19 protein-coding genes and 1 pseudogene are annotated in these 26,033 nt (G+C 60.3%); 8 read left to right on the forward strand and 12 right to left on the reverse strand.

Going from position 1 to position 26,033, the window contains the following annotated elements:
• The first annotated feature begins 21 nt into the window (after window positions 1–21).
• Window positions 22–921 carry a LysR family transcriptional regulator gene (locus tag EAO39_RS13925; RefSeq protein ID WP_120968291.1) on the forward strand — a complete coding sequence of 300 codons (900 nt, stop codon included), beginning with the start codon at window positions 22–24 and terminating at the stop codon, window positions 919–921.
• 129 nt (window positions 922–1,050) lie between these two features.
• Here EAO39_RS13925 and EAO39_RS13930 read toward each other — a convergent pair whose 3' ends face one another.
• On the reverse strand, window positions 1,051–1,419 hold the full coding sequence (locus EAO39_RS13930) for a DUF1428 domain-containing protein (RefSeq protein WP_120971103.1): 369 nt from the start codon (window positions 1,417–1,419) through the stop codon (window positions 1,051–1,053).
• Between the two features lie 414 nt (window positions 1,420–1,833).
• Between EAO39_RS13930 and EAO39_RS13935 the strand changes: the two genes are divergently transcribed.
• Complete coding sequence (locus tag EAO39_RS13935; protein WP_120968293.1) at window positions 1,834–4,005, forward strand: autotransporter-associated beta strand repeat-containing protein; 2,172 nt, start codon at window positions 1,834–1,836, stop codon at window positions 4,003–4,005.
• Window positions 4,006–4,299: 294 nt separating this feature from the next.
• Here EAO39_RS13935 and EAO39_RS13940 read toward each other — a convergent pair whose 3' ends face one another.
• From EAO39_RS13940 to EAO39_RS13955, 4 genes are all read right to left on the reverse strand, one after another.
• Complete coding sequence (locus EAO39_RS13940) at window positions 4,300–4,785, reverse strand: VOC family protein (RefSeq protein ID WP_120968295.1); 486 nt, start codon at window positions 4,783–4,785, stop codon at window positions 4,300–4,302.
• 139 nt (window positions 4,786–4,924) lie between these two features.
• Window positions 4,925–7,048 carry an elongation factor G gene (gene fusA, locus EAO39_RS13945; protein ID WP_120968297.1) on the reverse strand — a complete coding sequence of 708 codons (2,124 nt, stop codon included), beginning with the start codon at window positions 7,046–7,048 and terminating at the stop codon, window positions 4,925–4,927.
• Between the two features lie 319 nt (window positions 7,049–7,367).
• Complete coding sequence (locus EAO39_RS13950) at window positions 7,368–9,617, reverse strand: xanthine dehydrogenase family protein molybdopterin-binding subunit (RefSeq protein WP_120968299.1); 2,250 nt, start codon at window positions 9,615–9,617, stop codon at window positions 7,368–7,370.
• Between the two features lie 11 nt (window positions 9,618–9,628).
• Window positions 9,629–10,102, reverse strand: coding sequence for a (2Fe-2S)-binding protein (locus tag EAO39_RS13955; RefSeq protein ID WP_120968301.1), 474 nt, complete (start codon window positions 10,100–10,102; stop codon window positions 9,629–9,631).
• Window positions 10,103–10,425: 323 nt separating this feature from the next.
• Here EAO39_RS13955 and EAO39_RS13960 point away from each other — a divergent pair, with 323 nt between their 5' ends.
• On the forward strand, window positions 10,426–11,334 hold the full coding sequence (locus EAO39_RS13960; RefSeq protein WP_120968303.1) for an AraC family transcriptional regulator: 909 nt from the start codon (window positions 10,426–10,428) through the stop codon (window positions 11,332–11,334).
• Window positions 11,335–11,486: 152 nt separating this feature from the next.
• Here EAO39_RS13960 and prpR read toward each other — a convergent pair whose 3' ends face one another.
• Window positions 11,487–13,472: a propionate catabolism operon regulatory protein PrpR gene (prpR, locus tag EAO39_RS13965; RefSeq protein WP_240467107.1), complete on the reverse strand. Its 1,986-nt coding sequence runs from the start codon at window positions 13,470–13,472 to the stop codon at window positions 11,487–11,489.
• A 228-nt stretch (window positions 13,473–13,700) separates the two neighbouring features.
• On the opposite strand from prpR, the gene EAO39_RS13970 reads away from it, so the two are divergent.
• The 3 genes from EAO39_RS13970 (at window position 13,701) to EAO39_RS13980 (ending at window position 16,777) form a co-directional block, all read left to right on the forward strand.
• A complete protein-coding gene (locus EAO39_RS13970; protein WP_120968305.1) occupies window positions 13,701–14,690 on the forward strand; it encodes a tripartite tricarboxylate transporter substrate binding protein in 990 nt (329 codons plus the stop codon).
• 76 nt (window positions 14,691–14,766) lie between these two features.
• On the forward strand, window positions 14,767–15,768 hold the full coding sequence (locus EAO39_RS13975; protein ID WP_120968307.1) for a tripartite tricarboxylate transporter substrate binding protein: 1,002 nt from the start codon (window positions 14,767–14,769) through the stop codon (window positions 15,766–15,768).
• A 148-nt stretch (window positions 15,769–15,916) separates the two neighbouring features.
• Window positions 15,917–16,777, forward strand: a complete 861-nt coding sequence (locus tag EAO39_RS13980) for an isocitrate lyase/phosphoenolpyruvate mutase family protein (protein WP_120968309.1) — start codon at window positions 15,917–15,919, stop codon at window positions 16,775–16,777.
• Between the two features lie 94 nt (window positions 16,778–16,871).
• Here EAO39_RS13980 and EAO39_RS13985 read toward each other — a convergent pair whose 3' ends face one another.
• Together EAO39_RS13985 and EAO39_RS13990 are read right to left on the reverse strand one after the other, a co-directional pair.
• Window positions 16,872–18,248 (reverse strand): MFS transporter, encoded by a 1,377-nt coding sequence (locus tag EAO39_RS13985; protein ID WP_240467005.1) that lies wholly within the window; start codon window positions 18,246–18,248, stop codon window positions 16,872–16,874.
• Window positions 18,249–18,867: 619 nt separating this feature from the next.
• Window positions 18,868–19,872 (reverse strand): AraC family transcriptional regulator, encoded by a 1,005-nt coding sequence (locus EAO39_RS13990; protein WP_240467006.1) that lies wholly within the window; start codon window positions 19,870–19,872, stop codon window positions 18,868–18,870.
• Between the two features lie 174 nt (window positions 19,873–20,046).
• On the opposite strand from EAO39_RS13990, the gene EAO39_RS13995 reads away from it, so the two are divergent.
• Window positions 20,047–21,054, forward strand: a complete 1,008-nt coding sequence (locus EAO39_RS13995) for a tripartite tricarboxylate transporter substrate binding protein (protein ID WP_120968313.1) — start codon at window positions 20,047–20,049, stop codon at window positions 21,052–21,054.
• A gap of 156 nt (window positions 21,055–21,210) precedes the next feature.
• Here the strand turns inward: EAO39_RS13995 and EAO39_RS14000 are convergent, their stop codons facing one another.
• The 3 genes from EAO39_RS14000 to EAO39_RS14010 are packed head-to-tail and all read right to left on the reverse strand — an operon-like array spanning window position 21,211 to window position 24,496.
• Window positions 21,211–21,933 (reverse strand): sulfite exporter TauE/SafE family protein, encoded by a 723-nt coding sequence (locus tag EAO39_RS14000; protein WP_240467007.1) that lies wholly within the window; start codon window positions 21,931–21,933, stop codon window positions 21,211–21,213.
• Between the two features lie 24 nt (window positions 21,934–21,957).
• Window positions 21,958–23,487 (reverse strand): M81 family metallopeptidase, encoded by a 1,530-nt coding sequence (locus tag EAO39_RS14005; RefSeq protein ID WP_120971111.1) that lies wholly within the window; start codon window positions 23,485–23,487, stop codon window positions 21,958–21,960.
• 16 nt (window positions 23,488–23,503) lie between these two features.
• Window positions 23,504–24,496: a tripartite tricarboxylate transporter substrate binding protein gene (locus EAO39_RS14010; protein WP_120968315.1), complete on the reverse strand. Its 993-nt coding sequence runs from the start codon at window positions 24,494–24,496 to the stop codon at window positions 23,504–23,506.
• A gap of 114 nt (window positions 24,497–24,610) precedes the next feature.
• On the opposite strand from EAO39_RS14010, the gene EAO39_RS14015 reads away from it, so the two are divergent.
• Complete coding sequence (locus EAO39_RS14015) at window positions 24,611–25,519, forward strand: LysR family transcriptional regulator (RefSeq protein ID WP_120968317.1); 909 nt, start codon at window positions 24,611–24,613, stop codon at window positions 25,517–25,519.
• 160 nt (window positions 25,520–25,679) lie between these two features.
• Here EAO39_RS14015 and EAO39_RS14020 read toward each other — a convergent pair.
• A pseudogene (locus EAO39_RS14020) lies at window positions 25,680–25,890 on the reverse strand (transposase); the annotation flags it as partial.
• Window positions 25,891–26,033 lie beyond the last annotated feature (143 nt).

Consider the following 26,033-nt stretch of genomic DNA (forward strand, 5'->3'; position numbering starts at 1 on the left):
ATAAACATTAGGTTTTCTCATATGTCAGAGCATCGCATTCCTTCTCTGAAGTTGTTAATGGGATTTGAGGCTGCTGCCCGACATGGCAGCTTCTCGCGTGCGGCTGACGAACTGCACGTGACACAGTCAGCAATCAGCCATCAAGTGCAGCAGTTAGAAGAGCAGGTCATGCAACCGTTGTTTCGTCGAGCGGGGCGCGGAGTGGAGCTGACCGTCGCTGGCGAAGTGCTTCTGCGCAGCGTCCAACGCACACTGACTGTGTTGCGCAGTGGGCTGGGAAGAATAGCCACTTACCTCGATCCAGGATTGGTCGTGGTTGTGTGCCCTGCGCCCTTGCTACATGGCTGGTTGCAGCCAAGATTGCGGGCACTGCAAGCTCAAATCCCCGAGCTATGTCTGCTGCTGTCGGTGGATGAAAGCGCCCGTTTCGTCGACGAAATTGATGTCGATATCGCCATCAGCAACAGACCTCTCCTGCAGCCTGGTTTGCATGAATTGCCACTACTCCAAGATGAATGGTTACTGGTCGCAAATACCGAATTGGCAAAGAGGTTAGCCAGCATTCCACAGGCACAGCACCATTTGCATGCAGATCTGATTTGCCTGGAAGAGAGTCTGACGAGTGATGTAACGGCCCCACTGTTCCTGGGCCCGCTTGCACGCTTTAGGAAGCGCTCCATTTATGACGACGCACGCCTCATGATCGATGCCGTACTGGAAGGAGGCAGTATTGCTTGTCTGCCGCGTCTATTGGTAGATGCCAACCTCGCACGTGGTCAATTGCAAATCCTGTCGGAATATCCACGCTTGCCTGGCAATACCTGGTGGCTGTCGGGGATGGAGAAACAGGCGCGTTCGGAAATTGTCCTACAGGTATTTAATTGGCTACGTGCTCAGGGTGCGGAGCTTAAAGATTCATAACTACAGAGCTATCTGGATCAAACACATCCACGCACCTCTTGACGACATTCCACAAGCGAAAGCAGTCACTGAGTCCATGCACCCCGATGACCGCTTCTGGCTGTGGACGCACCCAACCCAAGGCAAACCTTAAGCCTTCACTTCGACGACCTGTTCGAAGCCTCCAAAAATCATACGTTTTCCGTCGAAGGGCATGGGCGGGTTGCCGGGGGCGGACGGATCCATGCGCGGGTCTTCCATCATCTTCTTCATGGCTGCGTCGCGCGTAGCCTTGTCCGGCCATTCGACCCACGAAAAGGCCACCGTCTCCTCGGCCGTGGCCTGCACTGAGCGTCGGAAGTCGGTGACTTTCCCATCGGGGACATCATCACCCCAACCCTCGATCACACGGATTGCGCCCAGCTCGATGAAGATCGGGTCGAGCTTGCGCGCGTGCTCAATGAATTTTTCCTTGTTAACGGTGGGAACAGCGATCACGAAACCATCGATATATGACATGTTTTCACTCCTGCTAAGTTTGAACTGCCGGTGCTTAGGTAGCACCGCGACAGAATAACTGCCGGGCCCTCCGCTGTAGTGCTCGACCCTTTGAGCTCGCAGGTCACGCTCAAGCCATCCGAGGCGGGCATGGCCTTTCAACATGGTTATAGCGCGACGTCGAGCGAACGGCAGTTTGAAGGACAGTGCGATCAATGCGCATGCTTCTTGGCCCTCAACCTCTGCATTGGAAACCGTGTCTGCGGTGTCGCATGGTTCGCATGAGCTCTGATCAGGGTCGGTGCAAAGCACAACTTACAGCCACGTGAGTCACGTCTGACAAATAACTACTCCTCGCTGACTTGATATGTCACAGAGGATTCATTATTTTCCATAAACATTACGCGCTTATTTGCCTTTGAAATCAGCTCGCGTATGCAAACTTTCGTTCGTTTTCCATCACACAAGAAAAAATTCGTTCTTCGCGCCGTCGCCTTGGCAACGCTATTGACCCTGGCCGCATGCAGCGGCGGTGGCGATGAAGAAACAGTTGCAGGCTATGTCATTCCCGGACCTCCCACGGGGCTGGGCACGGAAACGATCAATGTCACTCCGCAAGCTGCGGCCAGCATGCCTGCATCGCGCACGGATGTGCCCAAGTATCGCGAAGACGCCACCGTCTTCAACTCCGGCAGACATGATGCAACGGCCAGTGGCAACAACTCCTGCTACGCTGATCACACCACCAATAGCACGCTGCGCATTCTGTCGGGCTTCCTCGATATCTGGGAGCCTTCCGAGCGCAAGATGAACGGCTTCAAGAAGTCCGATTACGCGGGAATCTTTGCAGCTGGCGCGACCACACCGGATACCAACGTGGCCGGAAAAGAAGCCTGCGACGCTTTCGGTCTCACCACCTGGAACGGTGTCTGGCATGTGCTTGCGTCAGACAACACCAATAGCACGCCCGGCCAAGCGCCAACGGCGGGGACCACCGGAACGGTCAAGAAGAACGATCTGTTCCTGCAGAACATGGCGTACTCCTCCAAGCTGACTACGCAAACCACTTACACCGACGCGCAGAAAGAAGACATCAAGCTGGACGACACCGGCAACAAGGTCACGCGCACGGTCATGGGCGGCTCACTGGGCCCGCTGGGCAAGGCCTGGGATGATCTGGCAAAAAATCCCAGCTCCGGCTGGGGCGACACCAACACCCAAACCAACCCCGAGTTCGGGACAGTGCTTCAGTTCGTCGACAACGCCACGGTCGGCAATATCGCTTCGGACAATGGACCCAAAGGCTTCTACAAATTTGCCCGTCCTTATCGCTGGTCGGCAGCAGACAGCAGCCTTCCCGTAGTCAAGGTCCTGCCCGAGCTGCTATCGCGCCGCGCTGCAGGCGACGATGCGGCCGCAGCACAGACCAAGGCTCAGCAGGACTCCGACTTCCCCAGCGGCCATACCGCTGAATTCGTGCGCTACTCGATGGCCATCGCCTACGTGGCACCACAGCGCTTCCATGAAGCGGTGGCGCGTGGGCTGGAGGCAGGCGAAAACCGCATCCGCGCCGGCATGCACTCGGCACTAGGCGTCATGGGCGGACGCATGCTCGGCTCGTCGGTATGGATGCCTTTTCTGAAGGGCGCCGGTGATCGCGGTCTGGCCTATACCGAAGCGCAGCGTCAGGTCGTGTTTCAGCAAGCGCAAGCACAGCTGCGCACCAAGCTGGGCGTGAATAGCGGCGTGGAGCTTTGGAATGTTGCGCACTCGGCCAAGGTCAGTGATGACCGCTTTGCGGATTTCGCGATCGCCAAGGCTGACTACCTCAGACGCCTGACATTCGGTTTTGCGCAAGACAAGACCAAGGCTGGCAAGCCTGCCGTCGTACCCAAGGGAATGGAAACCCTGCTGGAAACCCGCTTCCCCTATCTGACCGCAGATCAACGCCGCGCAGTGCTAAAGACCACCGCCATTGATTCTGGCTACCCGGTGCTTGACGATGAAGAAGGCTTTGGGCGCCTGAACCTGTTCGATGCAGCCAGCGGCTACGGCAAGCTGGAGGCCGATGTAACCGTCACCATGAACAACAGCACCGAAGGCTTTTGTGTTTCGGGTTTCTGTACTTTTGACCAATGGCGCAACGATATCAGCGGTGCAGGCAAGCTGACCAAGCGAGGAACCGGCACCCTGGCATTGACAGGCGCCAACACCTATAGCGGCGGCACCGTGGTTTCAGCAGGCACCTTGCGTGCGGATTCTGCTACGGCGATAGGCACCGGTGCGGTGTACATCGATGGCGGTACGTTCGCAACCAACGGCATCCAGATCAAGGTGGCCGGCCCCTACACACAGAAGTCGGGAACGTTGAACTTGGCGCTATCCAGCAACACTGCCGGTACGCTGGCTGTGGCTGACCATGCGGCACTGGCCGGCTCTTTGAATCTGAACTTCATCAGCGGCTACACACCCAAGGCGGGTGAAAAAATTGTGGTGCTGACCGCCAAAGGCGTGCACAACAAGTTCGCCAATGTGGTGGTGGATGGCTTTGCCAAGTCCACTGTGAGCTATGCCGATACCAGCGTGACCATCACCTTGGCCAACTGATCGGACCAAGTGAAACGGCCTGTGCGACTTTGTGGCGCAGGCCTTTTCATATTTCAGCTTGGAATTTTTCAGTCACTACGGAAATTGCGACGCCGCCCCAACGCTGAGTAGCGCGTGAGCTTGGATATGAAGAAGCGATTCTCCGAAGAGCAGAGCGTTGAGTTCCTGAAAGAGACAGAAGCCGGTTTGACCTCGCCAAGCACCTCAAAGAGCTGAAAATGGAGAGCACCCGGCTCATGCGGAGTGATACTGCCGGCGGTTTCCATTGACGATGTCACCCGGCTGCGACAGAAGCTAGCCTGCGTTCTTGACTGCCGCCTCGATCGCCGCCACATCAATCTTGACCATCTGCATCATGGCTTCAAAGGCACGCTGAGCAGCGCTGCGGTCGGGATTGGCGATGGCCTGCAACAAAATGCGCGGCGTGATCTGCCAGGAGATGCCCCAGCGGTCCTTGCACCAGCCACAGGCGCTTTCCTGGCCACCATTGCTGACGATGGCATTCCAGAGCCTATCGGTCTCGGCCTGGTCGTCGGTTGCAATCTGGAAGGAGAAGGCTTCGCTGTGCTGAAAATGCGGGCCACCGTTCAGGCCCACGCAGGCCACGCCGGCGACCGTGAACTCCACCAGCAGCACATCGCCCTCTTTGCCATCGGGATAGTCGCCAGGCGCGCGGTGAACCGCTCCCACGGAGCTGTCCGGAAAAGTCTGGGCATAGAAGTTTGCCGCCTCCAGCGCATCACCCACATACCAAAGGCATACCGTGTTCTTGGGGCTCATGGTGCAAGATTCCTTGTCAACTGACGTGAGGTCTAAATGACTGAATACAAAGCATTTTTTCGACGATGAGTTCTCGAGCATTCGAACATCCAGACAGGGCTTCCGGTGCTGTCCACTGAACCCGACCAGTCCTGCAGGTTCAGCCCGACTTTCTGGCAGACGGTGAAGAGGAGATTGCCGCAACCACCTGCGCAGGCGCTTCCGAGTAGCGTTTGAACTCCATGGTGTAGGTGGCGCGGCCCTGCGTCATGGAGCGCAGATGCGTGGCATAGCCAAACATCTCCGACAGCGGCACTTCGGCCTTGATGGTTTTACCGCCGCCGGCAATGTCATCCATGCCTTGCACCATGCCGCGGCGCGACGACAGATCGCCCATCAAGGTTCCGGCATAGTCTTCGGGCGTTTCCACTTCCACAGCCATCATGGGCTCCAAAATCACCGGGCTGGCTTTTCTGGCCGCATCCTTGAAGCCCAGAATGGCTGCCATCTTGAAAGCCATTTCATTCGAATCCACATCGTGGTAAGAGCCAAAAGTCAGGCGCACGCGCACATCCACCACCGGGTAGCCGGCCAGCACGCCAGAGCTCAAGGCCTCACGCACACCTTTTTCCACGGCAGGGATGAATTCGCGCGGCACCACGCCGCCCTTGATTTCGTCAACAAACTCAAAGCCCTTGCCCGACTCAAGCGGCTCCACGGTCAACACGACATGGCCGTACTGGCCCTTGCCGCCAGATTGGCGCACGAACTTACCGTCCACATCCGTGACCTTTTTGCGTATGGTTTCGCGATAGGCGACCTGCGGCTTGCCTACATTGGCTTCCACGTGAAATTCGCGCTTCATGCGATCGACGATGATCTCCAGATGCAGCTCGCCCATGCCGGCGATGATGGTCTGACCCGACTCCTCATCGGTGCGCACTCTGAACGAGGGGTCTTCCGCCGCCAGACGCGAGAGCGCCAGACCCATTTTTTCCTGATCGGCCTTGGTCTTGGGCTCCACCGCCTGTGCGATCACGGGCTCAGGGAAGGACATTTTTTCCAGAACAATCGGAGCAGAAGGATCGCATAGCGTCTCGCCCGTGGTCACGTCCTTGAGGCCCACGCAGGCAGCGATATCGCCGGCGCGGATTTCATCGATTTCCTGACGGGCATTGGCATGCATTTGCACAATGCGGCCTATGCGCTCCTTCTTGCCCCGGATGGGGTTGTAGACAACGTCGCCCTTGGACAGCACGCCTGAGTAAACGCGCACAAAGGTCAGCTGCCCCACGAAGGGGTCGGTCATGAGTTTGAAAGCCAGGGCGGCGAATTTTTCATTGTCGTCCGCATGCCGCACCAGCATTTCGCTGGCATCGTCGTCTTCGCTGTGACCCGTCACGGGCGGCACATCCAGCGGCGATGGCATGAATTCGATCATGGCATCAAGCAGCCGCTGCACGCCCCGGTTCTTGAACGCCGAGCCGCATAGCATGGGCTGAATTTCGGTGGCGATGGTGCGCAGACGCAGACCTGCGGTGATCTCGGCAGCGCTGAGATCACCGGTTTCCAGATACTTGTCGGTAAGCTCCACGGTGGCTTCGGCAGCAGCTTCCACCATTTTCATCCGCCACTCATTGGCGCTGGCCTGTAGCGACTCGGGGATGTCCTGGTACTCGAACTTCACGCCCTGCGATTCATCATCCCAGAAGATGGCTTTCATCTTGATGAGATCAATCACGCCGTGAAAATCGGCCTCTGCACTGATGGGGATCACGACAGGCACCGGGTGAGCATTGAGGCGATCGATCATCATCTGGCGCACGCGAAAGAAATCCGCACCTACGCGGTCCATCTTGTTCACAAAGGCCAGGCGCGGCACCTTGTACTTGTTGGCCTGACGCCAGACGGTTTCCGATTGGGGCTGCACGCCGCCCACGGAGTCATAGACCATGACTGCACCGTCCAGCACGCGCATGGAACGCTCGACCTCGATGGTGAAATCCACGTGACCCGGCGTGTCGATGATGTTGATGCGGTGGGCGGGAAAGTTGTGTTCCATACCGGACCAGAAAGCCGTGGTGGCGGCCGAGGTGATGGTGATGCCGCGCTCTTGCTCCTGCTCCATCCAGTCCATGGTGGCTGCGCCGTCATGCACTTCGCCCAGCTTGTGATTGACACCGGTATAGAACAGGATGCGCTCGGTCGTGGTGGTCTTGCCGGCATCGATGTGCGCGGAAATGCCGATGTTGCGATAGTGCTCTATAGGGGTATGACGAGCCATGACAACCTCCCTTGACGGTGAGAAAAAAGGCGCCACATCCGCAGCGCCGACAGCATGACGAAAGCGGGTCACGCTGGGTGTGCGAACACGGTCGCACTGTCAATATGGCAAACCAGCGACGCGGAAAAATCCACGCAACAGCGATGAGCCATGGCTCTTAATGTGGCGTATCGCACAGCTTTGCACAAGCGGAAGAAAGCGTCAGTTCGCTGCTGCAAGAGCGGCCACGGCGAGTCGCTGACGTGCACCAAGCCTGGCGGTGAAGTCTCCACCGCCAGGCGGGATCGCCGCTCAGCAACTCACGCCTATGCGGCCCCGTTCAAGCCAGCTTGAAAGGCAGCTGACGCAGCGGCTTGCCGGTGAGCTGGGCGATAGCATTGGCAAAGGCCGGTGCTAGTGGCGGCAGACCGGGCTCGCCCATGCCGGTGGGCGCATCGGCGCTGCGCACGATATGCACGTCAAATTCCGGCACATCGGTGATGCGGGGCACAGCGAAGTCGCCAAAGTTGCTCTGCTGCACCACACCGTCTTTCAAGGTGATGGCGCCGCCGGGCAGGCACATCGACAAGCCCATGACGGCCGCACCTTGCACCTGAGCTTCCACGCTGCGCGGATTGACGGCCAGATTGCAGTGCACGCCGCTGGTAACCCGGTGCAGCACCGGCTGACCGTCCTTGACGGAAGCTTCCACCACATAGGCCACCACGGTGTTGAAGGATTCATGCACCGCCACGCCCCAGGCACGGCCGGCCGACAGTTTTCGCTTGCCATAACCGCTCTTGTCCACCGCCAGCTGCAGCGCGGCACGGTGGCGCTCATGCGGCTTGCCGAAAAGCCGCATGCGATAGGCCACCGGGTCTTGCTTGGTGGCTCGGGCGATCTCGTCGATCAGGGTTTCCATCACAAAAGCGGTGTGGGTGGAGCCCACGCTGCGCCACCACAGCACAGGCACATTGACCTCGGGGTGCTGCACGGTCAGACGCATGGGCAGCGGATAGGGGTCGCGCATGCCTTCCGTGGCCGTGCCGTCTATGCCGTTCTTCAGCTGGAACTGCTCGAAGATGGATCCCTTGGTGATGGACTGCCCCACGATGACATGCTCCCAGGCCAGAACCTTGCCCTGCGCGTCAAAGCCTATATGCGCCCGATGCAGATGCATGGGGCGGTAATAGCCGCCCTTGATATCGTCCTCGCGGCTCCACAGCAGACGCACCGGCGCGTTCAGGCCGGCGGCTTGCATGGCCTTGGCGATCTGACAGGCTTCGACCACAAAGTCGCTGCTGGCCGAGAAACGCCGGCCAAAACCGCCGCCCGCCATCTGCACATGCAACTTGACTTGCTCGGGCTTTACGCCCAGCACTCGCGCGGCAGCAGCGGCGTCCAGACCGGCACATTGGGAGCCCACCCACAGCTCGGCGCGGTCGCCGGACAGCTTGACGGTGCAGTTCAACGGCTCCATGGGCGCATGGGCTAGGTAGGGAAAGACAAACTCGGCCTGAAGCTGCCGTGGCGCCTTGGCCAGCGGCGCCATGTCGGCATCGAACTTGCGCGGGCCCGGCTTGCTGGCCAGTTCGCGGTACTGGGCCAGTTGCTTGTCGCTATCCACTTTTTCCACGGCAGCCGTGTCCCACTGCAACTTGAGCGCATCGCGGCCCTGCTTGGCGGGCCAGTAACCATCGGCCACCACGGCCACGCCCTCGGCACCACGGTCCAGCGGCACGCGCAGCACGGCCTTCACGCCCTTGACGGCGCGCGCCGCGCTGTCGTCCACCGAGGCCAGGCGTGCCCCAAACACGGGCGGATGTGCCACCACGGCCGTCAGCTGGCCGGGCTGCTTCACGTCAATGCCGAAGTCCTGACGCCCGCTGCTCTTGGCGCCCGCATCCAGACGCGTGGTGGGCTGGCCGATAAGGCGAAAGTCCTTGGGGTTCTTAAGCGTGACCTTTTCCGGCACCGGCAAGGCCATGGCGGCTTCGGCCAGCTCGCCATAGCCCAGCTTGCGGCCATCCGGGCCCAGCACCATGCCGGCCTGGGTACGCAAAGTGGCCGCATCAACTTTCCAGCGGGCCGCCGCAGCGGACAGCAGCATGGCCCTGGCGCGCGCGCCCAGCTCGCGATACTGGGTAAAGCTGTTCTTGATGGACTGGGAGCCGCCGGTGATGTGCATGCCAAACAGCGGATCAAAGTAGGCCGCATCGTTGCTGCCGTTTTGGCTGCGTACCAGGCTCCAGTCGGCATCCAGCTCCTCGGCCAGAATCATCGGCAGGCCAGTCTGCACGCCCTGGCCGAACTCCAGCCGGTTGATGGTCACCGTGACCTCGCCATTCGGGGCAATCTGCACGAAAGCCGATGGTTGCTGCGTCGGTTTCAGGGTCTGTGCCGGTTTGGCCGTACCGTCGGCCTGTGCCATTGCCAGATGGGGAAATGCGCCCAGCGCCAAGCCGCCGATACCGGCCAGCTTCAAAAAGCTGCGACGCGCCAGGGTTGCGGCCTCTTCGCGCGGGTCTACCGCCATCAGGCGTTGCAGGGTGCGCGGCAACTCGCTGGGATCAATGTGGGTGGGCAGCATGGGGCGCTCCTTCAAACCAGGGTTTTGGCTGCATCGGCCACGGCGGCGCGAATGCGAGCGTAAGTACCACAGCGGCAGATGTTGCCGGCCATGGCCGAATCAATCTCGGCCGCGCTGGGCTGCTTGCCGCGCGGCAGCGACTTGAGAAAGGCCGTCGCGCTCATGATCTGGCCGCTCTGGCAGTAGCCGCACTGCGCCACGTCGTGCTTGACCCAGGCGGTGTGCACAGCAGAGCCTATGCGGTCGCTGCCATCGGTTGCCGCTTCGATCGTGGTGATCTGCTTGCCTTCGGCAGAGGAAATGGGGGTCACGCAGGAACGGATGGCCTGGCCATCCAGATGCACCGTGCAGGCGCCGCACAGCGCCGCACCGCAACCGAATTTGGTGCCGGTCATGCCCAGCGTGTCACGCAAGGCCCAGAGTATGGGAGTGGTGGGGTCAGCGTCGAGCGTGTGCTCACGGCCGTTAACATTTAACGTGTTCATGGTGGGCAGTTCTCCATTGAATGGGCGATGCCGCAATGCGGTTGCGCGGGGTGACGGCCTTGAGCATACAAGGCGAGAAAAGAGACGCCATCTGACACTTCTCAAGGGTGATCGTCGCCTAAGAGTGTCTGCGTTTGCTCCGAATCGAACTTGCCATTTTCGATTTTTGTATTGCCTTTTTCGATGTTTCGCACGCCCAGACCTGTCCAGGAGCCACATCGGTCATACAGTCCCTGTAGGCCAAGCGCCACGGCTGCGTTCTGACTGCATTCTGGCTAGCCATCTGAATTTCAGAATCAATCCAACTCTTTAGATCTGCTGACATGTCCATCGAAACCTTGGCCCAGGAAATTGGCAAGATTGCTCAAAATGATGGCGACCATCAAACGGGCATACCGCAGCTCAGCATCCACCGGCGCAGTGCCAGCACCGCACCCATGCATTGCATTTACGGACTGGGCCTGGGCATCACTGCGCAAGGGGGCAAACAGGTGACCCTTGGCGAGCAGGTGATTGCCTACGGCCCTGGCCAATCCCTGCTGACCACCGTCGACCTGCCCGTGGTCTCCCATGTCACCAAGGCCAGTCTGGCCCAGCCTTTTCTGGGCATGATGCTGCGATTCGACGGCAGCGCCCTGCTGCAATTGGCCTCCGAGATGGAGCTGCCGCCGGTGTCGCGCGAGCAGGTATCGCGCGCGATCTCGCTGCGCCCGCTGGAGGCGCCTTTGCTCGATGCCTTGACCCGCCTGGTGCAACTGCTGAGCGAGCCTGAACTCATCACCCCGATTGCGCCCCTGATTCAGCGGGAGATCATGGTGAGACTGCTGTCCGGCCCACATGGGCCTTATCTAAGGCAGCTGGTGGCATCGGGCTCCCCCAGCCACCAGATCGCACAAGCCATGACCTGGCTCAAACAGAACTTCAGCCGCGACGTGCTGATGAACGAGCTTGCCGCCAGCGTGCACATGAGCCCTTCCACCTTCCGGCAGCATTTCCGCAATCTCGCAGGCATGAGCCCCTTGCAGTATCAAAGGCAGTTGCGCCTGCAGCAGGCGCGGCAGCTGATGCTCAATCAGGCCCTGGATGCCAGCACCACGGCAGCGCGCGTGGGCTATGAAAGCGCCTCACAGTTCAGCCGTGACTACAGCCGCCTGTTTGGTGCACCGCCTCAGCGCGACATCAAGAGAATGCAGCACCTGTCCCTGGCTGATGCAGAGCCGCCCACCTCCTGACGCTGGCCGGCCAGAGCTCTCTTCTCGCAGCACCCCGCGCCAAACAGCCTTGTCTGTGGAAGCTGCTGCGCCAACAAGAAAAACACATAAAAAAAGGCAGATAGCCCTTCAATAGATTGCGTTGACAGCTATCAAATACGCAGCAATATCATTCAAATCGCTGCTTTCATGCGCCGCCACAAGGTGGCACGGCTGATGCCCAGAATTTCGCAGGCACGGGCCTGATTGCCGTCCACGCTTTGCAGCACCTGCTGCACGCGCTGGCGTTCGGCCTCGCGGCTGCTGTCCTTGAGTCGGGTCTTTCCCACCGCCGCTGCAGCAGCAATCGGTGCGGCGCATTCCACAAAGACTTCGGCCAACCGCACTGCATCGGGCTGGCCCTGGGCATCGCATAAATGGGGCTGGCAGGCCAGCAGGCGTTCCACCCAGTTGTCCAATTCGCGCACATTGCCCGGCCAGCCGTAATCGGCAGCATGTGCCAGCATGGCTTGGAGCAGTGCGTTCAGCCCGGCCTGCGGGCTGGTGCGAGCGAGTGAGTCGGGAAATTGTTCGTCTTTCAAACCCAGACGGCTTGCCAGCCTGCGGCGGGCCAGCAGCGCCACATCGGCCGCGCCGCGCTCGCGCAGCGGCGAGGTCTGCAGGCGCAGCACCGCCAGGCGGTAATACAGATCACGGCGAAACAGTCCTTTCTCCACCTGCGCAGCCAGATCGGCGTGGGTAGCGGCCATCGCCCGCACGTCCACGGGCACAGGCGTGGTGGAGCCCACGCGCAGCACCTCGCGCTCCTGCAGCACGCGCAGCAGGCGCGATTGCAGCGCCAGCGGCATATCGCCAATCTCGTCCAGAAACAGCGTGCCCGTATGCGCCGCTTCTATCAAGCCGGTCTTGCCGCCCCGCCGTGCACCGGTGAAAGCGCCTTCGTCATAGCCGAACAGCTCGCTCTCCAGCAGGCTTTCGCTGAGCGCCGCACAGTTGACGGCTAAAAAAGGCTGGGCAGCACGCCGGCTGGCACGATGCATGCCCTGGGCCAGCAGCTCTTTGCCGGTGCCGCTTTCGCCCAGAATGAGCACCGTGGCCTCGGTTGCCGCGTACTGGCGCGCCAGCTGGCGCACACGCTGGGTGGCGGGGCTTTCGCCCACATAGTCTTCCAGCCGCCAGCGCACCCCCGCCCCGCGCTGGCTGCGGTTGGCGCGCAAGCTGCGGTCTGCACTCTGGATCACGGCAGGGTCCCGGCACACCAGCAGCGCACCGGTCAGCCGGCCGTTTTCCCAGATGGGCGCACGGCGCAGCACCAAGGTGCGCATTGCCAGCTGCACCACTTCCTCGCCGCCTTCATCGCCCTGCAGCACCTGGGCTACCTTGAGCACCGGGGCCACTTCATCGAGCAAACGCCCGTGCAGGGCCTGAACCTCGGCGCCCAGCAGCAGGGCCATGCGTGAATTCAAGGCCCGTATGCGGCCCTGCTCATCCACGGCAACCACACCATCTTGCAACTGACCGATCACGGTCTCCAGGCGCCGGTGGCGGTCGCGCTCCACCTGTTTGTGCCTGGCCAGCAGCAAGGCATCGCCCAAGGCCTGGTGCACGGATTTTTCGGAGTACAGCAAGACACTGGGCATGCCGGCCTGCTCCGCCAGATCGGAAATCAAGCCCGGCGCCACCACCGCCCCCACACCTGCGGCCTGCAGCTTTTGAATGCAGGCTGCCGCGTCCTGCGGCCCCTGATAAGCCATTTGCACCAGACCCAGGCCGAACAGCTGATCAAACTGGGCCACGATAGGCGACGGGGCTTCGAAAGACACGAGACCCACATTCGGCGCCTCGGGCGAGACCTGCAACTTGGCCTGGCGCAGGGCCTGCAGCAAATCCAGGCCCCGCACTTCCACCATGCTCACCGGTATGTCCACGCGCTCGCGCACCCAGGCACCGCTGGCACCAGCTCCCACCAGAGCATCTATGGGTTGCCGCTGATTGAGTGCCTGAACCTGGACCACGGCCTCATCAAACGAGGCCGCAACATGGGTAAAGCGCGCCTGCTCGGACCATAGCAGCGAGATCTTCTGCAGCACCCGCCCTATGCGGTAGCGTCCCACGGTCACGATATGCGGCAGCTGCGACGCATCCGCACCAGCCGCCATGACGCGCAAAGGCGGGTTTTGCCCAGGCTCAGCCTCAATTGTTTCATTCATGAAATACATTATTTCATTTTTGAAACAAACCACCTTGATCCGGTCGCACCAAACAAACACTACGACTCGAACATTCCTATAAAAATCAATTGCTTGAAATGCATTCAACTCAGCCCGGACTGTTTGGCACGGCCTTTGCAAACGTGATGGCACATCGATAACAATCAGGAGACCGCCATGTTCTTGTCCCGCCGCAGCCTGCTGGCCCAAACCCTTGTCCTGTCTGCCTTGGGCCCCATGATGGCGGCCACGCATGCCACACAGGCCGCAGACAACTGGCCCAGCCGCCCGATTCGCCTGATCGTGCCCTTCTCTGCCGGAGGCGCCAACGACTTGATGGCCCGCTCCGCCGCCGAAGGCGCCTCCAAAGTGCTGGGCCAGCCAGTCGTGATCGACAACCGCCCCGGCGCGGGTGGCACCGTGGGTGCCGACATGGTGGCCAAGGCCCAGCCCGATGGCTATACCCTGCTGGTCAGCGCGGCAGGCGTGATCTCCAACAGCATGATCAAGAAGTCCATGCCCTTCAAGGACGATGCGCTGCAACCGGCCGTGATGATTGGCCTGGCACCCTCGGTGATCGTGGTGCCCAAGAACGCGCCCTATAACAATCTGCGCGATTTTGTGGAGGCTTCAAAGAAGGGCCAGGGCTTTAACTTCGCCACCGCCGGCACCGGCAGCACGCCGCACTTTGTGGCCGAGATGCTGAACGTCAAATACGGCGCCAAGCTGCAACCCGTGCCCTACAAGAGCGGCTCCGAAAGCACGACGGCCGTGCTGGGCGGCCAAGTCGAAGGCACGTCCGAGGCCAGCATCATCGCCCTGCCCCATATCGTCAACGAAGGCAAGTTCAAGGCCTTGGCCACCACCTGGACCCAGCGCATCTCCGCCTACCCACAGCTGTCCACTGCGATGGAGCAAGGCTTTGCCGATGTGCAGATTGCGCACTGGGCCGGCATACACGCGCCCAAGGGCACACCCAACGCGATTCTGGACAAGCTGGCCGCCGCCGTGGACCAGGCCATGAAAGAGCCCGCCACCGTGGAAAAGCTCAAAGGCCTGGGTATCGAGCCCGTGGGTGGCACACGCACCGAATTCGTGAAATTCGTCAATGCCGAACGCAAGCGCCTGGGTGAGATCGTCAAAGCCGCCCATATGCAGGAAAAGTAAGCCGCCTTGAAAAACATAGCTGCCAGCGCTTTCTCTATAAGCGCTGGAGCCTTAAAACAGCCTTGAGACTAAATTCATGATTTCCCGTAGAAACACCATTCTTCGCACCGCTGCTTGCGCTGCGGCCTCCATCGCCTTGCTGGGCGGCTCGCATGCTGCCCTGGCCCAGGGTGCCGATGCCTGGCCTAGCCGCACCGTCAAGCTCATCGTGCCTTATGCCGCTGGCGGCTATGCCGATACCCGTGCCCGCCTGATTGCCGACTCTCTGGGCAAGGTGCTGGGCCAGAGCGTCATCATCGACAACCGTGGTGGCGCCGGCGGCGTGACCGGCACGGACGTGATTGCCAAGGCCGGTGACGGCCATACCTTCGGCTTTGGCTCGCCCGGCCCCTTGGTCACCAACCCCATGCTGATGAAGAAGCTGCCTTACGACGCCAGGACGGCCTTCAAGCCCATCATCCTCATTGAGCAGGCCCCGCTGTTCCTGACCACGGCCCCCAATCAGCCGTTCAAGAACGTGCAGGAATTGATTGCCTACGCCAAGGCCAAGCCTGGCGAACTGACCTTTGGTTCCTCCGGCGTGGGCGGTGCCCACCATCTGTCGGGCGAGTTGCTGGCGTACCAGACCCAAACCCAGCTGACCCACGTGCCCTACAAGGGCGGCTCTCTGGCCGCCACCGACCTGATGGGCGGGCATCTGGCCATGATGTTCGAGATGGGCTACTCGGCCCTGCCCTCCATCAAGGCTGGAAAGATCAATGCTCTGGCCGTCTCCAGCAAAAAACGTCTGGCTGTGCTGCCCAATGTGCCCACGCTGGACGAAGCCGGCATCAAAGGCTTTGAGTCTTACAACTGGCTGGGGATGATCGCTCCTGCCAGCACGCCGGACGCCGTCATCGCCAAGCTCAACCAGGCCGTCAACGATGCTCTCAAGAACGACAAGGCCTTGCGCCAGATGATTGAAAGCAGCGGCGGCCAGATCATGGGTGGCTCGCCCGACGCCTATGGCAAGTACATAGAAGCCGAGCGCGCCAAGTGGGGGCCGGTCATCAAGAACGCCAATATTTCACTGGACTAAGCCCCTGAGGCGCTGCGCGCCTTCCCCCCGGGGACGACAGCCTCGCTTGCTCGCTGCCTCTCGCGAAGGTCTTGTCCGCTCTAATCGCTTTTGAGAGCAGCCAGCGCACGCCACACAGGCACCAGAGTCGTATTTATTAAGAAATCTCATGAACTCCAAGCAAAAACTCAAAGCCCTAGCCGACGCGCGCCGTGGCGTCATCGTTCCCGGCGCCTTCAATGCCATGTCGGCCCGGCTGATTGCCGATCTGGGCTTTGAAGCCATTTATGTGACCGGCGCGGGCGTGACCAATATGTGGTTCGGCATGCCCGATCAAGGCTTTATGGGCCTGACCGATATCGCCGACCACACGGCCCGCATCCGCGATGCAGTGGATGTGCCCCTGCTGGTCGATGCCGACACCGGCTTTGGCAATGCCGTCAACACCTACCATGCCGTGCGCACGCTGGAGCGCGCCGGGGCCGACTGCATTCAGCTGGAAGACCAGGTCTCGCCCAAGCGCTGCGGCCACTTCAACGGCAAGGATGTGATCGAAACCCATGAAATGCTGGGCAAGATTCGCGCCGCCGTGGATGCGCGCCGCGATGAGGGCACGCTGATCATGGCCCGCACCGACGCCGCTGCCGTTCACGGCTTCAACGCCGCCATCGACCGCGCCCAGGCTTTTGCCGAGGCCGGAGCCGACATCCTGTTTGTCGAAGCCGTGACCCAGGAGCAGCAAGTGCGTGCCCTGCCCCAGCTGCTCCAGCGTCCCCAGCTCATGAACATGGTGATTGGCGGCAAGACCCCCATCTTCAACGCCGACGAACTGGGCCAGCTGGGCTTTGGCTTTGTGCTCTACGCCAACGCCGCCCTGCAAGGCGCGCTGGCCGGCATGAACAAATGTCTGACCCTGCTGCGCGACGAGCACAAGGTGGATGAAGATCCGGCCATCGTCGCCCCCTTTCTGGAGCGCCAGCGCCTGGTGAACAAGGACTTCTGGGATGGACTGGAGCAAAAGTACCAATAAGCGCGGCTTGTGATGCCTACAAGCCAATGCAAAAAGCCGCAGGACCTTGCCATCCTGCGGCTTTTTTGGCTTTCAGCCAGTCATCGGTGCGCGTTCAGGCATGCGCTTTCTGTAACCCGCCTACGGCACGTGTTGCATACCCGTCTGGCTGGGAAATCACGTCTGCGGCCGTGTCGGTGACCATGTCTGCTGCCAGCGCCGCGTCGGCTGCATAGGAGCATGAAGCCTTCCAGTAGAAGAACGAGGCAAAAAAGCCGGCGGCCGGAATGATGGCCATAGCGGTCTGCAGACTCCAGTGATCCGAGATCACGCCACCCAGAAACGGCCCCACTGCCAAGCCAAACAGATTGATGGCAAACGCATGGACTGCGGCACCCGTGGAGCGCAGGCCGGGATGGGTCACATCCAAAATTGCGCTCACCGAGACACCTACCGTGCAGGTCATCATCGAGCCGCCCGCCAGGATCAGCGCGAACTGCAGGGACTGCGTGAGCGAAAGCGTGAACGCCGCAATGAAGAGAATGGCGGTGAGCACCGTGGTCAGCGCGAGCAGTCGCAGTTTATTGGCGCCCTCGCGACGGCTCACACGGTCTGCCACCCAGCCCCAGAACAGCGCACCGAAGGCGCCAAACAACACCAGCACGGCCGCATACTTGGCTGCAACCGCGACGGGCATGCCGTGGTAGCGATTGAAGAAGCTCGGCATCCACGACCACATGGCCGAGACCACGATCATCTGAAACGAGCCCGCCACGCACAGAATCCACATGGTCGGGCCGCGGCTCAGCGTCTTGATCAAACGCGACAGATGTGCGCCCGCGCCCTTGCTGTCAATGGTCGGGCGAATCTTCACAATCACGTTCTTGTAGTCGGGCACCAGCAAGAACAGAAGCGCCATGGCAAGTCCGGGAAAGCCCACGGCCCCAAATGCGGCACGCCAGCCCCAGTGCTCGGCAATCACCCCGCCCAGCACCACGCCCAGCACGGCACCTACGGAGCTGGCCGCGAAGAATGCGCCCAACAGCGTGGCATGCAGGCGCTTGGGAAACAGCGCACTGATCAGCGCCGACCCTACCGAGCCGTAGCCCGTCTCGCCCAGACCCACCACGGCGCGAGAGGCAAACAACTGGCCGTAGTTTCGGGCAAACATGCAGGAGATCGTGGCCGTGCTCCAAATCATGGCCATCACGAAAATGCTCTTCACGCGGCCGAAACGATCGGCCAGCATGGCCACGGGAATGCTGCCTATGGCCACCACCACCGAAATCACCGAAACCAGTCCGCCCAGTTGCTTGTCGGACAGGCCCCACTCCTCCTTGAGGTGAGGAAACAGCGAAACGATGATCTGCCGGTCTATGTAATCCGACATCATCAGCAGGAAAATCATGGCAAAGCCAAACCAGGCGCGCGATCGACTCACGCTGTAGTCGGCCTTCTCGTTCACAGCATCATTGGCACTGGGTGAAATCATGGTGAAGACTCCAGGAACACGGCGTCCCACGCGATGAGCTGTGCTCCGCCGGGACGCAAAAATGGATGATTCGCTTTCGCTTTCGCTTGAAGCGAAAAGCGCAACGCAAGCAGTCCTGTCAATTCAAGACTGAGCTCAAGGCCGCTACAGCGCGTACCGCCCTGTGCGCGTTCCTTTTGCACTGCCCATTGCGGGCGTCACCAAAGTCCGGATCAATGGGGCCCAGTGCTTTTGTTTTTTTGGTGTCTTTTTCAAGTTGTCTCCTGCGGATTGCGTGATTTCCGTGTCGCAAGCAAGCCCTAAGCAAGGGTGTGTTTCCACCCGTTCGACATGCCTGGCTGGCTGCGAATACGAATCTCAGTGTGTCTGCGCAAGGCTTTTGTCTTTACACATATGACGTCATCTTTTTCATAATTGGCGCCACTACGGGATAGCGCTAGTAGGGTCTGTTCGGAGAACGATGGGCGCAAAAACCCTTGCAGAGTCCATCGCCACATGCTTACGATGGGCTTTGCTCCGCGTGGAAGCTGTCTGTGCCAAAGGAAGCACGGGCCCAAAGCAAAGAAGCGCCTCACGGCGCTTCAAAACAAGAGCATTCCCTGGACTTCTGCTGGAAGCCTCAGTGTGCAGCGTTCTGCTGCCGCCATTGACGCGGCGACATACCGAAATTGAGCTGAAACCAGCGGGTGAACGAGGCCTGGCGCGTATAGCCCGTCAACGAGGCCACCTGCCCAATGGAATAGCGCTGGTTGTTCAGATAACGCAAAACCAGGTTCTTGCGCACGTTCTCCAGCAATTCCGAAAAGCTGGTTCCGCTTTGATCCAGGTGGCGCTGCAGCGTGCGGGTGCTCAGATGCATCTGCTCGGCCACACGTTCGATCTTGGCCTGCTCCAGCGGCATCAGCAGGTAGATGTTCTTGCGCACCTCCTGCAGCACGGGATTCTCGCCAGAGGCTCTCAGCGGCATGGCCACGCTCTCGGCATATCGCACCAACTCCGGGTCTGCCGCTGGATTGGGTGCATTCAGGTCGCTGTTGCGCAGCAGCAGCCCGTTGAATTCGCTGTTGAAGCTCAGCGGACAACCAAAAAACTTCTTGTGCAAATACAGCTCGGACGGTGCGGCATGCATAAAGCTCACGCTATGCGGGCTCCAACCGTCTCCCAGCACCGCCTGACAAGCGCGCACACCCACCGCCACCACCAGCTCGCAAGCCTGTTTTTGCGGCACCTGGCTGTTGACCAGCATTTCAAAGCGAAGAATGCTGAAGTCGCCTGCGGGCTCCAAAGACAGCGCCAGCGCCGCATTCAGCAGTTGCCGGTAATGAATGGCGGACTGCCACATTTCCCGCAAGCTGGGTTTGTGGCGCATCAGATTGCCAAGAATGCCAAAGTCCAGAGACTGCCGGGCCTCGGCCATCTGCACACCAAAGGCGGAACAGCCGGACTCCTCCGCTGCCAGCTCCAAAAGGCGGCACAAGGTCTCTGCCGAGACATGCCGCTCGGCATCCACCAGCGAGCCGGCGTCCAATCCGACCGTGCGCAGCAACTCACGAGCGCGCAGCCCATGCATATTGCAGACGCTCAAAAATCCGTTCAGGGTGACCGTTCTTACCAGCGTATCCATATCCACATCCAATACCGAGCAGGCAGTCTTTGCGAACCGGCCTTGATTCCCATCAGGGTTTGCACCAGATGACGCAAAAAGAAAAGAATAAGGCGCCAAAAGAGAAAAATATTACTACCAAATCTCTACATTAAGTCGCCTGAAAAACAAATTTTCAAGCGAGCAGGAGACGCGATGAATTCTTTGATCACCCCCTATGCGCCCATCAACCGCCGCCAGCTGCTGCGCGTGGCGGGAGCGCTTTCACTGGCTGGCACCGTGCCTGCCAGCCATGCGCAAGGCGACTTTGCCCATTGGCCGGCAAAACCGGTTCGCATTCTGGTGGCCGGCCCGGTGGGTGGCTCTGCCGATGTGGTGGCACGCGCCCTGGGCGATCAACTGGGCCGAACGCTCAAACAGCCTTTTGTGGTCGAGCCCAAACCAGGCGCTGCAGGCGTGATCGCAGTCAATGATTTGCTGCAAGCACCTCACGATGCCTATACCTTGCTGGTGGGCGTGAGCTCTCTGGTCAGCGAAATTCCGCACATCGTGAAAATGCGCTACGACACGCGCAAAGCCATCACGCCTTTGGCGGAGCTGGCGCGCGGCGGTCTGGTCCTGGTTGCGGCGCCCAACTTGCCGGTGCAAAACCTCAAGGACGTCATTGCCCAGGCCCGCGCCCGCGCCGATGGCCTCAGCTATGCCTCGTACAGCCCCGGAACCATGTCCCATGTTGCCGGCGTGCTGCTGGAGCAGGCCAGCGGCGCGAAATTGGTGCATGTGGGCTACAAAGGCTCAACGGCGGGACTGGGCGATGTCATGGGCGGCCATATCCCGCTGATGTTTGACGGTTTGGCCACATCGCTGCCGCTGATACGCTCTGGAAAAATCAAGGCCATCGCCATCAGCTCGGCGCAACGATCTACGCTGCTGCCCGAGGTCCCGACCTTCCAGGAACTGGGCTACCCGCAACTCACCTACACGGGCTGGATGGGTTTGTGGAGCAATAGCGCACTGCCGGCAGAGGCGCAGGCTGTCGTGAAGCAGCAGGTGCAAGCCGTGCTCAACACCGCCAACTACAAAAACATACTGAACCATGCCGGGTTCGAACCCAGCAGTCAGCGCGATTCTCAGACCCTGCACAAGGACTTGCTGGCTGACTATGAACGCGTGGGCAAAGTGCTGGCAAAGCAGCCCATCTGAGGGCCGGCATTCGGGAGAAATAAGGGCCACCTACACCAGCGGCCAGAAATGCAGTGCCTGCCCTGGTCGTCTTCTGTACGGGCTGCTGACCTTAATTAACTCGGCCTGAAATCTCACTCTTTCTCGATCGCCAATGCCCGCAGTGCAGCGGTCGTCTCAGCTCAAGGCATGTGCCACAAGCGTGAGTCCGCTGACAATCAGCAGGCCGCAAATCACCTTGCGCAAGGCCACAGGCGACACGCGACATGCCAGGCGATTGCCCAGCATCACGCCAAGTACGGCCACGCCCATCAGAGCCAGCCAACGCTGCCATAGATCAACATGGGACAACCTGCCCGACCATCCCATAGCCACCAGCACCGCGCCGGCACTGGCGGCGATGGCCACGGGAGTGCTGGCGCGCAGCACATTCACATCGGACAGGCGGCGGCTGAACCCTGCCACCACCAGCGGACCCGCAGTGCCAAACAACATTTCAACCACCCCAATGGCTCCGCCCATGGCATAGGCCCACGGTGCGGCTAGCTGGGGGCGCTTGGCTGGCGCGACGCGCAGCGTTTGCGCGCCCACCATGACGACGTACAGACCCAGCACCAGCAAAGGCCAGCTCGCAGCCAGCACGCTGGAGAGCCACAACCCGACCAAGGCACCGACCGCCATGCCCGGAAGCAGGCGCCGCAACTCGGCAAAGTTCACCTGGCGCAGGTTCAGGCCACCGTGCAGCAGGGAAGCCGGCACATCCATGAGCAAGGTCAAAGCCACCACTTCAGGCAGGGGCCAATGCCAGGCCAGCAAGGGCACGATGACCAGCGCTGAACCAAACCCCGTAATGCCCAGCACCACATAGCCGAGCAACACGACACAAACGGGATAAACCAAATCCAAAATCAACCTCTCTGGATATCAACAAACGTCATGCGCCCAGCTTTCGGCCTGGGCCAGGCTGGCGTCAGCATCGAGCGGATACATGGGACGGCTCAGATGCTTGAACGGGAAAAGCCCATAGTCCGAGCTACACACGCCGGGGCCACTGATCAACACAATGTGCCGAGCAAAAGGCTCGAAGCCCGCGCGAAAGTGCTGACGCGACTTGAGCAGCACGTACTTGGATTGCGCAGGATCCACGCCCGCATGGGTGAAGACGCCGGTGTCATTCGGCTCCTGCGGCCGCTCGGAAATGAAAATACGCACCGTGCCCACACGCAACACAGCCGTGCGCCCCAGACTCAGACGCATGCCGGTGAACATGGGGCCGGTCACCGTGTATTCGCCATCGGTCAGACACTCAACCACGCCCGTCACGCGCAGCGGTTGGCCGGTCAGGCCCAGAGCAGGCATATCGGTCTTGCCGCCAAGATCCACGGTCACTTCGGCATTCACGCCCTGCTCCACCAGAATGGCCACAGTCTCGGGGTCGCAAAACGGACCGGCAACCACATCCTCAAGCCCTTGGCGCAGCACTTCGTCCAGCACCGCCATGATGTCTGTGGTGCCCCCGGCACCGCAGTTGTCACCATGGTCCACCAGGATCACCGGGCCTTGCTCCAGCGTCTTGGCATAGGCTACCGAAGCCGTCACTGACTCGACCGGGAATACAAAATCAGCACGCCGCGACCAGGCCAGCTCGCACAGCTCATCGAGCAGGCGGTTGCCGGCCTCGATCTGCTCGCGCTCAGCCACGATGACCACCGAGAGGCCTGCGCAGTCGATGTCGGACAGAGGAAAGCCGCCAAACACCGAGGCATTGCACACCTCTGCATCTTTCTCGGCCTGCATGGCGCGATCCATGATGTCTTTCATGGGCTGCATAGAGGGCGCCTGACGCAACATATGCGTGAGCATGGGCAAACGCCGCCACAGCACCACCGGCTGGCTGCGCTGTTCCAGCAACGCACGGATGCTGCGACCTACGCGCACGCCGGTTTCGTAAATATCGATGTGCGGATAGGTACAGTAGCCAGCAATCGCCGTAGCGTGGCGAATCAGTTCAGCACTGAAGTTGGCATGGAAATCCAGAGCCACGCCAATCGGCAGGCCGGCGGGCGTGCACTCGCGCAGACGACGCAGCAGCTCACCCTCCGCATCGGGAAAGCCGTCCACCACCATGGCACCGTGCAAATCCAGCAGCACCGCATCGCAGCCCTGGCTGACACTATGCACCATCGTATCGCACAGGCTCTCAAACGCTTCGCGCGTCACCAGCCCGCTAGGCACGGCATTGGCGCAAATCGCGAAGTCCACCTCGGCCCCCATCTCATGGGCCAGATCCAGATAGGCGGCTGCAGCGCTGTTCGTGCCCTCGCAGGCCTTGCGGGCAGCTTCGCCATACGCTGGACCGTTCTTGCCGGTGCCGCGCCTAAAGTCGCCCAGCTGCGTGCTGACAGGCGAAAAAGTATTGGTTTCGTGGCGGATCAGCGCAACAACAAACTTCATGGCGTACATTTCCTTCTTACTGCTTTTCCAGACCGGATTTTTCAATCAGCACGCGATAGCGCTGGGTCTCCTGCTGCAGAAAGGATTTGGCTTTCTTGGGCTCGTACATCACCGTGCCCAGGCCCATCATGTCCACGGTCTTGATGAAGTCTTCATCCTTGACGCCAGCTTTCAGCACGGCATACAGCTTGTCCACGATGGCAGCAGGCGTGCCGCTTCGCACGACCACAGACAGATTGACCCGTGCATTCAGTGATTTGGGGTTGCTGTCGTTTTGCGGGATCGCCTGAGGGAATTCCTTGAGCGGTGTGTTTTGCAGCACGGTCACCGGCAGCACGCGTCCGCTGCGTGCATGGGCCATGGAAGAGCCCACCACGTCCAGGTGCGCATCGATGTGACCGCCAATCAGGTCGGCCACGGCCGGTGGTGATCCGCGATAAGGCACGATTTCGAAATCCAGACCGTTTTCACGACGCCAGTTGTCCAGCGCCAGGTAGGCAGCACCGCCCACGGTATTGACGCTGATCGATACCTTGCCCGGCTTGGCGCGTATGGCTTTGACCAGATCGTCAAAGCTCTTGTAAGGACCGTGGCCGTTGACGATCAGCCAGTGGGGATAGGTCACGAGCACCGTGACAGGGGAGAAATCCCGATCGCCGTCATAACGCACGTCCTTGAGCAACCAGCGGTTGATGTTGAGCGTGTTGTCGCTGGCCATGAGCAAGGTGTGGCCGTCGGCAGGATCACGCAGAGCCGCCATCGTTCCTGGCACGGTGGCACCACCCGAGACGTTCTCCACCACCACGCTCACTTTAGGAAAAGCCTTGCCGAGCTTGTTGGCCACCAAGCGCCCCATGATGTCCGCCGTGCCACCTGCCGGATAAGGCACCACAACCCGGATCGGACGGCTTGGCCATTCCGCCTCGGCATGAGCGGCGTTCAGGCCCAGCATGGGCGTCAGACATGTGGTGAGTGCCAGGCCCAGGACCTGTCGGCGGATGTGGTGCATGCGTGTCTCCTGTGTATGAGGCTCGTACTCCAGCTGAGTGCGAATGGGCGGAGTATAGAAACGCATGTCGATATCGTCTAATATATATTGAATATGTTTTTATATACTTAATGTATGGATGAGCACAGACTGAAATGCTTTATTGCGGTGTACGAACAAGGCAGTGTTTCCGCTGCTGCCGTGCGCCTGCATATGACACAGCCGCCTTTAAGCATCCTGCTGCGCAAGCTGGAAGACGAGCTGGGCGTGGGACTGTTTGATCGCAGCGGGCACCGTCTTGTGCCTACAGCAACAGGGGAGCTATTCTATCTGCGCGCCAAGGCCTTGCAGGCCAGCTTGCAAGCCATGCGCCGGGAACTGCAGGAAGCGGAGCTGGGGTCGCGCGGCACAGTGCACATAGGCTGTGCTACGGCCGCCAGTCTTTTCATCATGCCCAGCGTCATGGAACACATCACGGCCAGCGGGCTGAAGATCACTGTCCATGTACATGAAGGCGAGACGGGCTACATGCTGCAACGCCTGCGCGAGCGCAGCCTGGATCTGATCATCTGCCGCAGCCAGTACACCGCACCGGAACTGGAAAACCAGGTGCTGATGGACGAGCCCTTGCGGCTGGTTCTGCCGCCGGGCCACAGGCTGCATGACCGAGCCCAGGTCCATATCGGAGAGCTGCGCAATGAGCGCTTTCTGCTTCACAGCTCGTTGCTGGGCTCCGGTATTTCCGACATGCTGATGCGCGCCTGCCAGGACGCGGGTTTCACGCCGGATGTGCTGTATTGGGGTGTGGAAACGCTGCCCATGCTGCTAATGGTGCAAAAAGGCCTGGGCGTAGCCTTTGCTCCGGAAAGCTTCGCCCAACTGGGCATGCAAGGGCTTCCGGCCCTGGTACCGCTCGATGATCCCGCCCTGCGCACGCACCTGAACATCATCTGGCCCCGCCACCCTCCTCTGCCGCCAGCGGCCGAACGGCTCAAAAGCATCATTCTGGAACGCTTTGCTTCGATGAATCTGGAAGAATCCTAGGACTTTAGACAAGCTGATTCGGGCAGGACAAACGAGGCCAACAATCCTAGCGTCACAACGCTGTTTCAGCAGCAACACCAGTGAATCAACTGCTACGTCGCCTTCACACGGCCCGCAGCGATGTCCGCCTGCTTTTCCCAGTTCGACTGGAGGCAATCCAGCCGAACAAGCTCTTGATGGTCAGGCAAAGCTAAAGGCAGCATCGGAGAACTTCGGGCTGCGTCCGCGTTTACAACTGGCAGCTGTAAACCATTACACACCCTTAACGAGCCAAATGGTCAACGAACCACATGTCTTCAAAGCTGCGTTATAGCTAAGCACCAGTTGGTGGTGCGATAACGGGGCTTGAAACTACTGCGGGATTGTCTCATGCCGCCAGCCTACCGACTTGCGCTAGCAGATTTAGCAACAACGCCGCTTAGAAATACAGTTTTTTAAGGGCAAGGTCTCCCTTTCGGGAGACCTTTTTGCGCATGTCATACCAGTAATTTCCCGGAGATGCGCAATGCCTGGC

It is taken from the genome of Comamonas sp. lk (assembly GCF_900564145.1).
Lineage (GTDB): Bacteria > Pseudomonadota > Gammaproteobacteria > Burkholderiales > Burkholderiaceae_C > Comamonas.

Coding starts and splice junctions, on each gene's coding strand:
- EAO39_RS13975 (WP_120968307.1), top strand. CDS start 14,767: ATGATTTCCCGTAGAAACACCATTCTTCGCACCGCTGCTTGCGCTGCG.
- EAO39_RS14010 (WP_120968315.1), bottom strand. CDS start 24,496: ATGCACCACATCCGCCGACAGGTCCTGGGCCTGGCACTCACCACATGT.
- EAO39_RS14005 (WP_120971111.1), bottom strand. CDS start 23,487: ATGAAGTTTGTTGTTGCGCTGATCCGCCACGAAACCAATACTTTTTCG.
- EAO39_RS13935 (WP_120968293.1), top strand. CDS start 1,834: ATGCAAACTTTCGTTCGTTTTCCATCACACAAGAAAAAATTCGTTCTT.
- EAO39_RS13955 (WP_120968301.1), bottom strand. CDS start 10,102: ATGAACACGTTAAATGTTAACGGCCGTGAGCACACGCTCGACGCTGAC.
- EAO39_RS13995 (WP_120968313.1), top strand. CDS start 20,047: ATGAATTCTTTGATCACCCCCTATGCGCCCATCAACCGCCGCCAGCTG.
- EAO39_RS13930 (WP_120971103.1), bottom strand. CDS start 1,419: ATGTCATATATCGATGGTTTCGTGATCGCTGTTCCCACCGTTAACAAG.
- EAO39_RS13990 (WP_240467006.1), bottom strand. CDS start 19,872: ATGGATACGCTGGTAAGAACGGTCACCCTGAACGGATTTTTGAGCGTC.
- EAO39_RS13940 (WP_120968295.1), bottom strand. CDS start 4,785: ATGAGCCCCAAGAACACGGTATGCCTTTGGTATGTGGGTGATGCGCTG.
- EAO39_RS13925 (WP_120968291.1), top strand. CDS start 22: ATGTCAGAGCATCGCATTCCTTCTCTGAAGTTGTTAATGGGATTTGAG.
- fusA (WP_120968297.1), bottom strand. CDS start 7,048: ATGGCTCGTCATACCCCTATAGAGCACTATCGCAACATCGGCATTTCC.
- EAO39_RS13950 (WP_120968299.1), bottom strand. CDS start 9,617: ATGCTGCCCACCCACATTGATCCCAGCGAGTTGCCGCGCACCCTGCAA.
- EAO39_RS13980 (WP_120968309.1), top strand. CDS start 15,917: ATGAACTCCAAGCAAAAACTCAAAGCCCTAGCCGACGCGCGCCGTGGC.
- prpR (WP_240467107.1), bottom strand. CDS start 13,472: ATGGCGGCTGGTGCGGATGCGTCGCAGCTGCCGCATATCGTGACCGTG.
- EAO39_RS13970 (WP_120968305.1), top strand. CDS start 13,701: ATGTTCTTGTCCCGCCGCAGCCTGCTGGCCCAAACCCTTGTCCTGTCT.
- EAO39_RS14015 (WP_120968317.1), top strand. CDS start 24,611: ATGGATGAGCACAGACTGAAATGCTTTATTGCGGTGTACGAACAAGGC.
- EAO39_RS13960 (WP_120968303.1), top strand. CDS start 10,426: ATGTCCATCGAAACCTTGGCCCAGGAAATTGGCAAGATTGCTCAAAAT.
- EAO39_RS13985 (WP_240467005.1), bottom strand. CDS start 18,248: ATGATTTCACCCAGTGCCAATGATGCTGTGAACGAGAAGGCCGACTAC.